Below are 12,981 nucleotides of genomic sequence, written 5' to 3'. Positions count from 1 at the left end.
GCGGCCCTGGTTCTTTACTGCGCTTGCGGGCCGCGCTGGAAGTACTTGAAGAAGGCGCTGTCGGGTGAAAGCACCAGGGTGGCGTCTCCCTGACCAAGCGACGCCTCATAGGCCTGCATCGAGCGGTAGAAGGCCGCGAAGTTGGGGTCGCGGCCAAAGCTGGACGCGAACAGTTCGGCGCGGCGGGCGTCGCCCTCGCCCCGGATCTTCTCGCCTTCCTCGGTGGCGGTCGCCACGATCTCGCGCTTCTGCTGCTCGCCGATTGCGCGCAGCTGGGCGGCTTCCTGCTGACGAGCGGTCTGCATGCGCTCGAACACCGCCTTCTGGTTGGCCTCGGGCAGATCGGCGCGGCGAATGCGCACATCGATGATCTGGACGCCGAGATCGGAAGCCTTCACTTGGCGGCCGACCTCGTCGCGGATGGCGGCCATGACCACGGCGCGCTTGCCGGCGATCACTTCCTCGGAATTGGCCCGGCCGATGGTCTGGCGCAGCGAAGCGTTGACGATGCGCTCCAGCCGGTCCTTGGCCTTCGTCTCGTCGCCCAGGGTCTTGTAGAACTGGCGCGGGTCGCTGATCCGATAGCGGACGAAGGCGTCGACGACCAGGCGCTCCTGATCGGCGGCGATCACTTCTTCCTGGTCGGCATTCAGGGCGATGTTGCGGTTGTCGAACTTGACCACGCGATCCAGGAACGGCGCCTTCAGATGCAGGCCCGCCGTGCGGACCACGCGGATCGGGTCGCCGAAGCGGATGACCAGGGCCTGGTGGCGCTGATCGACCTGATAGACGGTCGAGCCCAGCAGGACGAGCAGGGCGCCGGCGGCGACGCCGATGGCGGCTAGACGATTTTGCGGACGGATCATTGGACGGCTCCGTCGATGGACTTGACCACGGTGGCGGTCCTCGGACGGAACGCGTCCGGGGGCAGGATCACCGGGGCGCTGGCGCCCTTGTTGTCGATGATGACCTTGTTCGAATTGGCCAGAACGCGCTGCATAGTCTCGATATAGAGACGCTCGCGGGTCACGGCCGGGGCCAGCTTGTACTGGTCGTAGATCTGGTTGAAGCGGGCGGCTTCACCGGCCGCCTCGCGCACGACCTGCTCGCGATAGCCCTTGGCCTGCTGCACGATCTGGGCGCTCTGGCCGCGCGCGACGTTGGCGGCCGACTGGGCGTTCTGGCTGGCGCGCTGCACGTCGCGGAAGGCGTCGATGACCGGCGGCGGCGGGGTGGCCGTCTGGATCTGCACGCTTTCGACGAAAACGCCGGCGTCATAGCGATCCAGAATCTGCTGCGTCAGGCGCTCGGCCTCAAGCTGAAGCTGGCCGCGACCGGTGGTCAGGATCGGGGTGAGGGCGGTCTTGCCGACCACCTCACGCATGGCGCTTTCGCCCACGGCGCGGATCACGCTGTCGGGGTCGCGGATATTGAACAGGTACTTGGGTGCGTCGGACACCCGCCACTGCACCGAAAAGGCCAGGTCGACGATATTCTCGTCGCTGGTCAGCATCAGGCGCTCTTCGCCGCCGTCCGTGCCCGAGCCGCCGATGTCGGTGGTGCGGATCTCGCTGACGGAGACCTTTTCCACGGTTTCGAGAGGGAAGGGCAGGTGGTAGCGCAAGCCCGGGTTGGCCACGCGCGAAAAGGCGCCGAAGGTACTGACCACGCCTTGCTGATTGGGCTGCACGACATAGACGCCGGTCACGGCCCAGAGCGCGACGACAGCGCCAGCCGCCGTCGCGATGGCGCGGGGACGATCGGGGCCCTGGAAGTAGCGACGCAGACGGTCGGTCAGGTCCTCGATCAACTGGTTCACGTCAATGGGCGTCTGGGGATCGCGCGGACCGCCGGTTGGTCGCCTTGGACCGGGGCGAGAGGCATTGTCCTTGTCGCCGCTCGGCGGCGGAGAACCCCAGGGACCAGGGCCAGCATTGTCGTTCCACGGCATGAGCGGCGTCGTCTTCCCGTCGGCTTTATGATTTTCAGCGGGGATTGTAAATCGTCCCCCACACGGGGATATGAGGACGCCAACCCAACAAGGCAAGACATAGACGTGACCGCCGCCGCTTCTACAACCCTCTACGACGCCCGCGCGGCCCTGGATCGCATCGTCGATCCGGTGACCGGACAGGGCCTGGTCTGCGCTGGACTGGTGCAGGGCCTGGTCGTGCGCAACGGTCGCGCCGGCTTCATGCTGGAAGTCCCCGCCGCCAACGCCGCCGCCTATGCGCCAGTCCGCGAGGCCGCCGAAAAGGCGCTGGGCGCCTTGCCGGGGATCGACGTCGCCCAAGTGGTCCTGACCACCCAGGCTGTAGAGGGCGCGACCCGGGTGCGCAAGGGCGCGCGGGTGAGCGAAGATCCCCAGGCCCGCATGGTCCCGCCGCCGGAAGCCGAAAAGCCCGCCCACGTTCGCCATGTGATCGCCGTGGCCTCGGGCAAGGGCGGGGTTGGCAAGTCCACGGTCGCGACGAACCTGGCCTGCGCCTTTCAGGCGATGGGTCTGAAGGTCGGCCTGCTGGACGCCGACATCTACGGTCCCTCGGCCCCACGTATGATGGGCGTTGATGGCGAGCCCAGCTTCGAGGACGGCAAGCTGCAGCCGCTGGAAGCCCATGGCATCAAGATCATGTCGATCGGATTCCTGGTCGATGAAGGCAAGGCGATGATCTGGCGCGGGCCAATGGCTTCGTCGGCGGTGCGCCAAATGATCCACGACGTCGCCTGGGGCTCGGAGACCGCGCCCCTTGACGTGCTGGTCGTCGACCTGCCGCCGGGCACGGGCGACGTGCAACTGACCCTCGTGCAGAAGCTGCGCATCGACGGCGTAGTGTTGGTCACCACGCCCCAGGAAATCGCCCTGATCGACGCCCGCCGCGCGGCGGTAATGTTCGGCAAGACCGCAACCCCCATCCTGGGCCTGATCGAGAACATGGCCTTCTTCGCCGACCCGACCACCGGCGCGCCGATCCCGATCTTTGGATCGGGCGGCGGGGTGGCCGAGGCCAGGAGTCTGGGCGTACCGGTGCTGGCCGAGGTCCCCATCGAACTGGCCGTCCGCGAAGGCGGCGACGGCGGGGTTCCGGTGGTGCTGGGCAGGCCGGAGAGCGTTGCGTCCAAGGCGTTCGCTGGCGCGGCCCAGACGCTTTGGGCCAGGCTGAAGGCCTAGCAAAAAGGCCGCCCGGGTCTCCCGGACGGCCTCTGCAGTTCTGATTTCGCCAGCCCTAGAAGCTGTAGCGAACGCCCGTCGACATCACGACGGCCGAGCCGGTCACGTCGCCGCGCAGGCGGACGGTCGAGCTGGTCGCGGTCACGTCGTCGCGATTGATCTTGGTATCCTCAAAGCCGATGTAGCTGATCGCCGCGTCAAGCATCAGGTTCGGCTTGGCCGCCCAGGTCGCGCCGGCCGCGTACATCATGCGGTCGCCGTCCGGCACGCGGGCGGTGCGGCCGATGTCCGGGGTCGGGGTCGGGTCGTACTGCGCGCCGGTTCGCAGGGTCAGGCGCGGGCTGGCCTGGTAGTCGACGCCAACGGCGGCGGTGGTGATGTCCTTGTAGTCCTGGACGCTGATCGAGTTGGCCGAGGCGTACTTGACGCGGATCGCGTCGAACTCGCTCCAGCCGATGCGGCTGACCGAGCCGTTCAGGGTAACACGGTCAGTGACCGCCCAGCGCGCGCCGACGATGGCCATCCACGGGGTGGTGATCTTGGCCTCGCCGGCGGTCTTGAAGTTGCTGGCGGCGGGGATCGGGGCCAACAGGCCCGATACGGCAATCTCACCCTTCAGGGTCTGCTCGACCTTGGCGCGATAGCTGGCGCCGAGGGTCAGGGCCGGGGTGGGGCGGTACTGCGCGCCGACCGTCCAGCCGTAGGCCCAGCCGTCGCCCTTCAGCGACTGATGGCCGTCGGGCTGCAGGGGCGAGATGTTGGGCAGGGCGTTGGTCAGTTCCGCGTCGGCATAGACGGCGCTGACACCGGCGCCGAGGTCCAGCTTTTCATTGACGCGGAAGGCTACCGTGCCCTGGATGTCTGCCGTGGTCAGGCGCGACTTGAGGGCGTCGTAGCGGGTCCAGCTGCGCGGGCTGTATTCGGTGGTGAAGTTGTAGGGCGCGGCGACGGACAAGCCGAAGGTCAGCTGGTCGTTCATCCGCCAGGCGCTGGCGAAGTTGGGAACGATCCCGTCATTGATCGGCTTCGAGGCGCGCGGGTCGCCGCCGACAGGGGTGGTCAGGCCGGTGGGCTGCACGGGGCGGGTGATTGTCGAACCGCTGTCATTGACGTCGGAATCGACTTGGATGGCGTGCAGGCCGCCATAGACTTCGTTGGTTTCCAGGCCGGCGATCGATGCGGGGTTCCACCACAGGCTGGCGGCGCCGCGATCGGCGACTTCGCCCGAATAGGCCCGGCCCGCGCCGCGCACCGATTGCTCTTGAAGATAAAAGGCCGAAGCGGAGGCTTGGGAGGCGGCGATAAGCACGCCAAAAGCCACGCCGACGGCGAGGTGGTTACGCGAAAAAGACGTGGGACTGACGAGACCTTCTTGGGGAGGAGAAGTCCCCAAGCGTCTTGCGGCGCTGGAGGAGCGCCGCGTCTAACGGATTTAGTCAGAAACCGTTGCTATTTCTCGATTGCGCGGTGCATTTTATACAAGCAGTCAAAGAAACGGGGCCGATATGGCCCCGTTTAATCGCTGTTATGTCAGTAATGGTGAGAATGTGGCCCGCAACGGGGCGCTTTCATTACAAGACTATCTCTAGCCGCCCGCCATCTTGCGGAAGAACTTCTGGCCCTGTTCGCCGCCGTTGAAATAGGCCTTTTGGCCGTCTTCGGCGGTGATCTGGCCCCAATGGTCGCGGATGCCTTCGGCCGACAGCTCGCTTTCGCCGAGATAGACGCCTTCGGTCTCGTAGATGCGCGACAGGGCGAAGGCGCCTGCGCCGGCGGTCAGGATCGCGCCGGTCGGGGCCTCGTCGGAGACCAGATAGACGACGCCGGGGGTCACGGCCTCGGGCGCCAGCTTGGCCAGAACCTCGGGGGGCATCAGGCCTTCGGTCATGCGCGTGGCGGCGACCGGGCTGATGGCGTTGATGTGGATGTTGTTCTTCTGGCCCTCCAGCTTGAGGGTGTTCATCAGGCCCAGCACCGCCATCTTGGCCGCGCCATAGTTTGACTGGCCGAAATTGCCGTACATGCCCGATGACGAGGTGGTCACGACGATGCGGCCGTAGTTCTGGGCCTTCATGATGTCCCAGACGGCCTTGATCGGCTTGAAGGTGCCGAAGACGTGGACCTGCATGACCAGCTCGAAGTCGGCCAGTTCCATCTTGGTCAGGGTCTTGTCGCGCAGGATCCCGGCGTTGGCGATCAGAATGTCGATGCGGCCCCAGGTCTCCATGGTGGTCTTGACCATGGCTGCGACGCCGGCGTCGTCAGTCACCGAGCCGCCATGGGCGATCGCCTCGCCGCCGGCCGCCTTGATCTCTTCAACCACCTTCAGGGCCGCGTCGGACGAGCCGCCCGAACCGTCGACGCTGCCGCCCAGATCGTTGACCACGACCTTGGCGCCGCGACGGGCCAGTTCCAGGGCGTGCTGTCGACCCAGGCCGCCGCCCGCGCCCGTAACGATCGCCACCTTGCCGTCAAAACGGATGTCCGACATGCCCTAGTCTCCCTCAAACGCGTGTTTGGTTTGGCGCGTTTGTGCGGCGCGGGAGGGGAGGCGTCAATGCAGTTTTGTCATCCCGGCCAAGCGCGTAGCGCGCCGAGCCGGGACCGCCGGAAGCGCTTTCGTTTGTGGCGGTCCCGGGTCTTCGCTGCGCCACGCCCGGGATGACAGTTGTGGCTACTTCGGCTTGGTCATGCCGCCGCCGACGGGCGATGTCGGCTTGTCCCGCTTCACGCCAGCCTTCTTTCCGGGCTTCATGAACTTGACCAGCACGCGCTGGCCGACCAGCAGCGGGGCCCCGTCGGCGCTGACCACCACCTCGACCACGCGCTCGTCGCTGCGCTGGCTGGGATCGTCGGAGGCCAGCTTGCGGGCCCCGAACACGGCGGCGCGGCGCAGAACGCGACCAAGATAGACCTTGTCCGGATCGCCCTCGGGCTGGATCTCGACTTCCTGATTGTCGGTGACATTGGGGATGTCGGCCTCGACGATCTCGGCCCGTACGATGCGCTGGGTGTCGGGTTCGAGGTCGAACATGTTGGAGACATTCAGGGTCGAGGCGCCGGCGCCGGGATTGGCGTAGCGGCGGGCGATGCGGCCATTCATCGGGGCGCGGATCACCGTCAGTTCGAGGTTGTACTGGGCCTCGTTCTTGCGCGCCACGGCGGTGGCGACCTGCGCCTGCTGGGCGGCCAGGGTGGCGCGCGCCTGGTCGATGGCGTCGCGGGCGGCATCGACGCGCAAGCCGGCCACAAAGTTGCTGGCGGTAAGCTTGCTCAGGCGAGCATGCTCGCGCTGGGCGGTGGCCAGCTGGACGCGGGTGGCGTGCTGGGAAGCGCGGGCCTGGGCGACTTCGGCCGAGGCGCGCTCGACGGCCAGCCGGCCCTCGTCGCTTTGCTGGCGGGCCAGGATCTGGTCTTTCACGACCACTTCGCCTTCCTGGACATAAACGGCCTCGACCACGCCGCCGCGGCGGGCGGCGACTTGGATGATGCCGCCCTCAACGTCGGCTTTGCCGTTGGCGATGGCGGCGTAGGGGGAGGGCTCTTCCTGAGCCGCCGCCACTTCGAGCTTCTTCTTTTTCTCAGCCGCCTGGCCCTTCATGTAGAAGAACCCGCCAGCGCCGAGGGCGATGACGACGACGGTGATCCAGAACATCGGGCGGCGCAAAAAGCCGAACATATCGGTTTCCCCAAAAAGTCAGTGGCTGAGCGGCGCGGGGTTGGCGTCGGGCGTTCTACGCACGTCGTCCAGGATCCGGCCGTCTTCGATGTGGATGACGCGGTCGGCATAGGCCTCCAACCGCGGGTCGTGGGTGACGCAGATCACCGCCGCGCCGCGCTCGGTCGCGGCGGCGCGCAGGAGCCTGATGACGGTTTCACCGCTCTTGCCGTCGAGGGCCGAGGTCGGCTCGTCGGCGAAGATCAGGTTGGGGTTCTTGGCGAGCGCGCGGGCGATGGCCACCCGCTGCTTCTCGCCGCCCGAAAGCTCCGAGGGACGCTGGTTGACGCGCGGACCCAGGCCCACCGACTCCAGCGCCGCCTGGGCGCGGCGCGACGCCTCGCCGGGGCCGACGTTCTGATACTTCAGGACAGCCATCACCTGCTGCTTGGCGGTGAGGGCGGGAAACAGGTTGAAGCCCTGGAAGATGAAGCCGCAATGATCGAGGCGGAACTTATCGATCCTACCGGGCGTCAGCGCCCACAGGTCGTTGGCTTCCAGTGCGGTGACCTTGCCCTCGTCGGGCTTGAGCAGGCCCGACAACGCCGCCACTAGGGTCGACTTGCCTGAGCCCGAGGGGCCCATGACCATGGTCACGTCGCCGTGCTTGGCGTCGAAGTCCACGCCCTTGAGTACTTCGATATAGGTGCGGCCGGTCTTGAACCGTTTGACGATGCCTTGGGCCGAAAGAGCGCTCTGCCCGCGCTTGTGGCTGTGATCGTTGCTCATCGCAGCAGGTCCGCGGGTTGGCTGTTCTTCAGGATGCCCAGCGACAGAAAGCCGGAGAGCATGGCGATGATCACCAGGAAGACGGCGACGATGATGATCAGGCTTGGCGGGAAGAACATCGGCACGCCGCCGGCGGTGGCCAGCAGCGTGACCAGCCAGGTCAGCAGGCCCGCCGCACCGACGCCTACGATGCCAACCCAGAAGCTCAGCTCCATCACGATGTTGCGCAGGTCGCCCATCGATACGCCAAGGGCGCGCAAGCTGGCGAACTCCTTGATATTGGCCATGATCGCGCCCCGCAGGGTCTGCCAGGTGATAGCGACGCCGATCAGCAGGCCGAGAAACGCCGAGAAGCCCAGCATGATGCCGATGATCTGGTCATCCAGCATGGCGCTGGAATTGGCGTCGGCCAGTTCCTGACGGGTCCAGGCGCGGAACTTGCCGTCTGCTTTCTTGTTAAGTTGCGCCGCCACGATCTCGGCGCGGGCCGGGTCGCGAATCTGCACCATGAGGGGCCCCACGCGCTGGCCGGCGTCTGCCTCGCCCAGCATCCGCAGGGTGTCGCGCGACATCACCAGGGTGGGCTGAATGATGTTGGGATAGCCGGTGGTCACCACGGCGATCGTGATAGTCTTGCCGTTGTAGATCGCCTTGTCGCCCTTCTTGACGCCCAGGCGCTTCAGCGCAGTCTGATCAACGGCTACGGCGTAGGGCTGGCGCAGCGCCTCAATCATCGACTGGGTATAGTCGGTTGGCACGGTGACATAGCCGGGAATGGCGTCGATCACGGTGACGTTGACGAACTCGGTCTTGCGTCCGCCCCCTTCGCCGCCAGCCTTCTTGCCGCCTTTGGCGGCGGCCTTGGTGCGGGCCTCGATCTTGGCCTGCTCCTCCGGGGAGAGGATGTTCTGGAAACGGCCGCCCGAACCGTCGAGCGGGGCCACCTGCACGACTTCCGGATGGCTGTAGACTAGGGGGATCATACGGCGCGGCAGGCCGGACGGGCCGCCGAACAGGGCCTTGGCGCCGGGACCCAGCACCATGATGTCGGCGCGGGCACGGTCGATCTGGGCTGTGAAGCCCTTGCCGATGCCGACGAACATGCCGACCTGCGCCAGCACCAGAAGACCGGAGAACGCCAAGGCGACAACGGCCGCCATGTATCGACGCCACTCGTAAAGCAAGGTGGCCAAGGCCAGCGACATGCGAACAATGCTCCCCAATCGAGGGTTGCAGCAATGACCGGCGTTCGACTAGCGGCCAAGTTAAATCGGGGTAAGGCGAGCCTCGGGGCTGACCGAGCGCGCGGGATGCCGAGGCGGAGAGTCGTTCTGTCGCATGGGCGGCATAAAACCCGTCCCGTGGCGCGCACACGCGCAAGCCGCTTGCCTCCAACGGTAAACTTGGTGTCAATCTCGCCCCTTAGCCGACGTCGCGGGGGCGTCGCCTAGTTCAAAGGTTCTTCCGTCTTGATGTTTCGTCCCGAGAACGTTCAAGCCCTCGCGGGCGTGGCGCTCACCCTCGCCCTGTGTTGGTTGATCTCTGAAAATCGGAAGCGCTTCCCCTGGCTGCTGGCCATAGGCGCGATCATCGTCCAGGTGGGCCTGGTGTTGCTGCTGTTTGGCCTGCCTCAGGCCCAAGCGATGCTGCGCGGCGTCAATGGCGCGGTGGAGGGGCTGTCGTCCTCGACCCAGGCCGGCACGACGTTCATCTTCGGCTTTCTGGCCGGTGGCGATCAGCCCTATCCGGTCAGCAATCCGGGCGCGGGTTTCATCTTCGCCTTCCGTGTCCTGCCGGTGATCCTGGTGGTCTGCGCCCTGTCGGCGCTGCTGTGGCACTGGAAGATCCTCAAATGGGCGGCGCAGGGCTTTGGCTTCCTGTTCCAGAAGACCCTGGGTCTGCGCGGCCCGCCGGCCCTGGCCACCGCCGCCACCATCTTCATGGGTCAGGTTGAGGGGCCGATCTTCATCCGAGCCTATCTGGACAAGCTCTCCCGGTCGGAACTCTTCATGCTGATCGCTGTCGGCATGGCCTGCGTCTCCGGCTCGACCATGGTGGCCTACGCCACTATCCTGGCCGACGTACTGCCCAACGCCGCCGCCCACGTGCTGACCGCGTCGCTGATCTCGGCTCCGGCCGGCGTGCTGCTGGCCCGGATCATCGTGCCCGCCGATCCGATGGAAAAGGTCTCCGATCTGGATCTAAACACCGAGGACAAGACCTATGGCAGCGCCATCGATGCGGTGATGAAGGGTACGTCCGACGGTCTGCAGATCGCCCTCAACATTGGCGCGACTCTGATCGTCTTCGTGGCCCTGGCCACAATGGTCGACAAGACCCTGGGCGCCTTGCCCGACGTCGGCGGCCAACCGCTGAGCATCGCACGTGGTCTGGGCGTGGTCTTCGCGCCGTTGGCCTGGTCGATGGGCATTCCTTGGAACGAAGCTGGCAGCGCTGGCGGCCTGCTGGGGGTGAAGCTGATCCTCACCGAGTTCACCGCCTTCATCCAGATGTCGAAGATGGACACTGCTCTGCTGGACGAGCGGACCCGGATGATCATGACCTACGCCCTGTGCGGCTTCGCCAATATCGGCTCGGTCGGCATGAACGTGGCCGGCTTCAGCGTGTTGGTGCCCGAGCGCCGGCAAGAGGTGCTGGGCCTGGTCTGGAAGGCGATGATCGCCGGCTTCCTGGCCACCTGCCTGACCGGTTCGCTGATCGGCCTGATGCCCCGAGCGCTGTTCGGGCTGTAAGTCTCTTCCTTTCCTTGGAGGAAGGCGCGCATCCTCCCGGTCAAAAGCCGGGAGGATTTTCGTATGAAGCTCTATGACAGCCGCCGCGCGCCCAATCCGCGTCGCGTGCGCTGGTTCATGGCCGAGAAGGGGATCGAAGACGTCGAGATCATCGACATCGACATCTTTGGCGGCCAGCATCGCAGCCCCGACTACCTGGCCAAGGCGGGGCTGCCCAACGTCCCGGCGCTGGAGATCGACGCGAAGACCACGATCACCGAGTCGGTAGCCATCTGCCGCTATCTGGAAAGCGTCTATCCCGAGCCCAACCTGTTTGGCCACGACGCTCGCGAGATCGCCGTGATCGAGATGTGGACACGTCGGTCGGAAATGCTGGTGTCCACCCCGTTGATGATGGCTGTGCGCCATGGGCATCCGGCGCTGGCGGCTATCGAGACGCAGGTGCCTGAGATCGCCGAGACCAACCGCAAGTCCGCCGAGCGGGCGCTGAAGGTCTTCGACCGCCGACTGGGCGAGAGCGAATTTATCGCGGCCGACCGGGTTACGATCGCCGACATCCTTGCGGTCACCGGCATCGACTTCGCGCGGATGGTTCGGTTTCGGCCGGACGCCGAGCTGGTGAACGTGGGGCGCTGGCTTAAGGGGATGATGGAGCGGCCGGCGGCGACGGCGGGGGTTTAAATCCTCCGCCTGAAGGCAGGGCTATCGCCTATGACCAAAAACGGTTGTCATCCCGGACAAGCGCGCAGCGCGCCAATCCGGGACCGACGCCTGAACTCAGCGCTTCCGGCGGTCCCGGATCTGCCCCCGGCTTTCGCCGGGGTTGTCCGGGATGACAGCTTTTTTCGCCCGCATTCCATATGCGATAGCTCTGCCCACTAGGGGGAGGATCTGAATTAGCGCGACCGGATCTTCTTGATCACACCCGAGAAGTTCAGCATCGGCGAGCTCCCCGTCGAGACCAGCCCGCGCACGAACAGCAGCGACCCGCCGGCCTTCGTGACCTCACCCGTCGCCGTGACCAGATCACCCGGCCGCGCCGGACCCAGGAACTCGCCGTTCAGGCTGACGGTCACCGCGTGCAAGGCGCCCAGTTCCTTCCACGAGATCGCAAACAGCGAGAAGTCGGCGAAGGTCATCATGCAGCCGCCGTGCATGAAGCCGCCGCCATTCATGTGTTTCTTCTCGGCGCGAAAGGCGGTGGTCACCCGGCCGGCGTCGTCTTCCTTGAAATAGAACGGCCCGGACTGGTCTTCATAGGGGTCCATGCCCGACCATGTGCGCCAGCCAGCCCAGTCGCCGGTCTCGACCAGTCGCGGTCCGCTCGGTGCGTCGTTTCCGCCATCCATGGCTCTGTCCCCTCGTTATTATCGCTGTTCAGCTAGGGCAGGGTCGAAAGGCGCGCAAGCCGGACTCTCGCCTCTGCTGACAATCCGTGGCATGGGAGCGCCCATGACGATCCCGATCCAAGAGACCATCCTTTCCCAACTGGCGGGCCTGCCAGAAGGCAAGTCCATCGACCCGATGAATGTCGCCAAGGCGGTGCAGCCCGAGCGCTGGCAGCAGATCCTGGGCCACGTGCGCAACAACGCCATCGAGCTGGCCCGCGCCGGGACCATCGTGATCCTGCGTCACAACAAGCCGGTTGATCCCGAGAAATTCCGCGGTGTCTATCGCATTCGCACCCGCCTGCCGGGCGACCCGACCAGCTTCGAGACGGCGGTCGAAGATGATGGCGCGGACGACGAGATCTAGGCGCCTTCCCAGGCCTTCCTGATCCCGGCCGAGATCTGCGCGTCGACATTTTCCGGCGCCGCCAGCCGCACGCGGGGGCACGCAAGCTTCGACGTCAAGCCGACATGACTGGGTCTTGAAACGAAACTTAATCAGTGAACTTATGCGCCCCAACATCAGGGAGTTCACCAATGATCATCCACGGCTCGTCGCTGTCGCCGTTCGTGCGCAAGACCATGGCCTTCGCCACCGAGAAGGGGCTGGCCTTCGAGAACAAGGTTGGCCGGCCGGGCTCGACCGATCCCGAGTTCCTGGAAAGCAGCCCGTTCAAGAAGATCCCAGGCTTCCAGGACGGCGATTTCAGAATCTCCGACTCGACCGCCATCGTCACCTATCTGGAAGCAGCCCACCCTGATCCAAACCTGATCCCCGTGGAGCCCAAGGCCCGCGCCAGGACGATCTGGTTCGAGGAATTTTCCGACACCATCTTCGTGGCGGCGGCCGGCAAGATATTCTTCAACAGGATCGTCGGCCCACGCTTCATGGGGGTCGAGGGCGATCTGGCCGCTGCTGACAAAGCCGAGAAGGAAGAGGTGCCGCCGGTGCTGGACTATCTGGAAAAGATCGCGCCTGCGAGCGGCTTCCTGATCGAGGACCGCCTGACCCTGGCCGACATCGCTGTGGCCAGTCCGTTCGCCAACCTGATCCATACGAGCTTCGACTTCGCCCGCTGGCCCAAGGCCAAGGCGTGGGCCGACGCCATCCTGGCCCGGCCGTCGTTCGAGACGGTGGTCGCCAAGGAACGGGCTTTCCTGGGCGGATAGACCGCAATAGGCGCGGCGACGCTTGGATAAGCGCCGCCGCGCCCTAGATTGTCG

At 65.7% G+C, this 12,981-nt stretch carries 13 protein-coding genes; 5 read left to right on the top strand and 8 right to left on the bottom strand.

Annotated features, from left to right (window positions below):
* Positions 1-14 precede the first annotated feature (14 nt).
* Together hflC and hflK are read right to left on the bottom strand one after the other, a co-directional pair.
* On the bottom strand, positions 15-866 hold the full coding sequence (hflC, locus tag ACP69S_RS07365) for a protease modulator HflC (protein WP_425995922.1): 852 nt from the start codon (positions 864-866) through the stop codon (positions 15-17).
* Positions 863-1,819 (bottom strand): FtsH protease activity modulator HflK, encoded by a 957-nt coding sequence (gene hflK, locus ACP69S_RS07360; protein WP_425995921.1) that lies wholly within the window; start codon positions 1,817-1,819, stop codon positions 863-865. Before hflK ends, hflC begins: the two co-directional genes overlap by 4 nt.
* 237 nt (positions 1,820-2,056) lie before the next feature.
* Between hflK and ACP69S_RS07355 the strand changes: the two genes are divergently transcribed.
* Entirely contained in the window at positions 2,057-3,169 is a 1,113-nt protein-coding gene (locus ACP69S_RS07355) for an Mrp/NBP35 family ATP-binding protein (protein WP_425995920.1), read from the top strand.
* A 55-nt stretch (positions 3,170-3,224) separates the two neighbouring features.
* Here ACP69S_RS07355 and ACP69S_RS07350 read toward each other — a convergent pair whose 3' ends face one another.
* The 5 genes from ACP69S_RS07350 to ACP69S_RS07330 all read right to left on the bottom strand — a co-directional run bounded on the left by ACP69S_RS07350 (position 3,225) and on the right by ACP69S_RS07330 (position 8,821).
* Positions 3,225-4,478, bottom strand: a complete 1,254-nt coding sequence (locus ACP69S_RS07350; protein WP_425995919.1) for an outer membrane protein transport protein — start codon at positions 4,476-4,478, stop codon at positions 3,225-3,227.
* Between the two features lie 276 nt (positions 4,479-4,754).
* Positions 4,755-5,660: an SDR family NAD(P)-dependent oxidoreductase gene (locus ACP69S_RS07345; RefSeq protein WP_425995918.1), complete on the bottom strand. Its 906-nt coding sequence runs from the start codon at positions 5,658-5,660 to the stop codon at positions 4,755-4,757.
* A gap of 183 nt (positions 5,661-5,843) precedes the next feature.
* Positions 5,844-6,848 (bottom strand): HlyD family secretion protein, encoded by a 1,005-nt coding sequence (locus tag ACP69S_RS07340; RefSeq protein ID WP_425995917.1) that lies wholly within the window; start codon positions 6,846-6,848, stop codon positions 5,844-5,846.
* Between the two features lie 18 nt (positions 6,849-6,866).
* Positions 6,867-7,616 carry an ABC transporter ATP-binding protein gene (locus ACP69S_RS07335; protein ID WP_425995916.1) on the bottom strand — a complete coding sequence of 250 codons (750 nt, stop codon included), beginning with the start codon at positions 7,614-7,616 and terminating at the stop codon, positions 6,867-6,869.
* Entirely contained in the window at positions 7,613-8,821 is a 1,209-nt protein-coding gene (locus tag ACP69S_RS07330; RefSeq protein WP_425995915.1) for an ABC transporter permease, read from the bottom strand. Before ACP69S_RS07330 ends, ACP69S_RS07335 begins: the two co-directional genes overlap by 4 nt.
* A 267-nt stretch (positions 8,822-9,088) precedes the next feature.
* Between ACP69S_RS07330 and ACP69S_RS07325 the strand changes: the two genes are divergently transcribed.
* A complete protein-coding gene (locus tag ACP69S_RS07325; RefSeq protein WP_425995914.1) occupies positions 9,089-10,369 on the top strand; it encodes a NupC/NupG family nucleoside CNT transporter in 1,281 nt (426 codons plus the stop codon).
* A gap of 63 nt (positions 10,370-10,432) precedes the next feature.
* On the top strand, positions 10,433-11,050 hold the full coding sequence (locus ACP69S_RS07320; RefSeq protein WP_425995913.1) for a glutathione S-transferase family protein: 618 nt from the start codon (positions 10,433-10,435) through the stop codon (positions 11,048-11,050).
* A gap of 215 nt (positions 11,051-11,265) precedes the next feature.
* Here ACP69S_RS07320 and ACP69S_RS07315 read toward each other — a convergent pair whose 3' ends face one another.
* Positions 11,266-11,718 carry a PaaI family thioesterase gene (locus ACP69S_RS07315; RefSeq protein WP_425995912.1) on the bottom strand — a complete coding sequence of 151 codons (453 nt, stop codon included), beginning with the start codon at positions 11,716-11,718 and terminating at the stop codon, positions 11,266-11,268.
* A gap of 103 nt (positions 11,719-11,821) precedes the next feature.
* Here ACP69S_RS07315 and ACP69S_RS07310 point away from each other — a divergent pair, with 103 nt between their 5' ends.
* Both ACP69S_RS07310 and ACP69S_RS07305 read left to right on the top strand, forming a co-directional pair.
* Positions 11,822-12,124 (top strand): DUF3253 domain-containing protein, encoded by a 303-nt coding sequence (locus ACP69S_RS07310; protein ID WP_425995911.1) that lies wholly within the window; start codon positions 11,822-11,824, stop codon positions 12,122-12,124.
* 170 nt (positions 12,125-12,294) lie between these two features.
* Positions 12,295-12,927, top strand: a complete 633-nt coding sequence (locus ACP69S_RS07305; RefSeq protein ID WP_425995910.1) for a glutathione S-transferase family protein — start codon at positions 12,295-12,297, stop codon at positions 12,925-12,927.
* Positions 12,928-12,981: the final 54 nt, after the last annotated feature.

The organism is Caulobacter sp. DWR1-3-2b1 (assembly GCF_049895765.1).
GTDB lineage: Bacteria > Pseudomonadota > Alphaproteobacteria > Caulobacterales > Caulobacteraceae > Caulobacter.
The sequence above is the reverse complement of the archived record's forward strand: the minus strand, read 5'-3'. Positions and strand labels throughout refer to the sequence as shown.

Excerpts from the sequence above, each read along its gene's own strand:
- hflC (WP_425995922.1), bottom strand. The coding sequence starts at position 866 with ATGATCCGTCCGCAAAATCGTCTAGCCGCCATCGGCGTCGCCGCCGGC.
- ACP69S_RS07345 (WP_425995918.1), bottom strand. The coding sequence starts at position 5,660 with ATGTCGGACATCCGTTTTGACGGCAAGGTGGCGATCGTTACGGGCGCG.
- ACP69S_RS07340 (WP_425995917.1), bottom strand. The coding sequence starts at position 6,848 with ATGTTCGGCTTTTTGCGCCGCCCGATGTTCTGGATCACCGTCGTCGTC.
- ACP69S_RS07335 (WP_425995916.1), bottom strand. The coding sequence starts at position 7,616 with ATGAGCAACGATCACAGCCACAAGCGCGGGCAGAGCGCTCTTTCGGCC.
- ACP69S_RS07330 (WP_425995915.1), bottom strand. The coding sequence starts at position 8,821 with ATGTCGCTGGCCTTGGCCACCTTGCTTTACGAGTGGCGTCGATACATG.
- ACP69S_RS07325 (WP_425995914.1), top strand. The coding sequence starts at position 9,089 with ATGTTTCGTCCCGAGAACGTTCAAGCCCTCGCGGGCGTGGCGCTCACC.
- ACP69S_RS07320 (WP_425995913.1), top strand. The coding sequence starts at position 10,433 with ATGAAGCTCTATGACAGCCGCCGCGCGCCCAATCCGCGTCGCGTGCGC.
- ACP69S_RS07315 (WP_425995912.1), bottom strand. The coding sequence starts at position 11,718 with ATGGATGGCGGAAACGACGCACCGAGCGGACCGCGACTGGTCGAGACC.
- ACP69S_RS07310 (WP_425995911.1), top strand. The coding sequence starts at position 11,822 with ATGACGATCCCGATCCAAGAGACCATCCTTTCCCAACTGGCGGGCCTG.
- ACP69S_RS07305 (WP_425995910.1), top strand. The coding sequence starts at position 12,295 with ATGATCATCCACGGCTCGTCGCTGTCGCCGTTCGTGCGCAAGACCATG.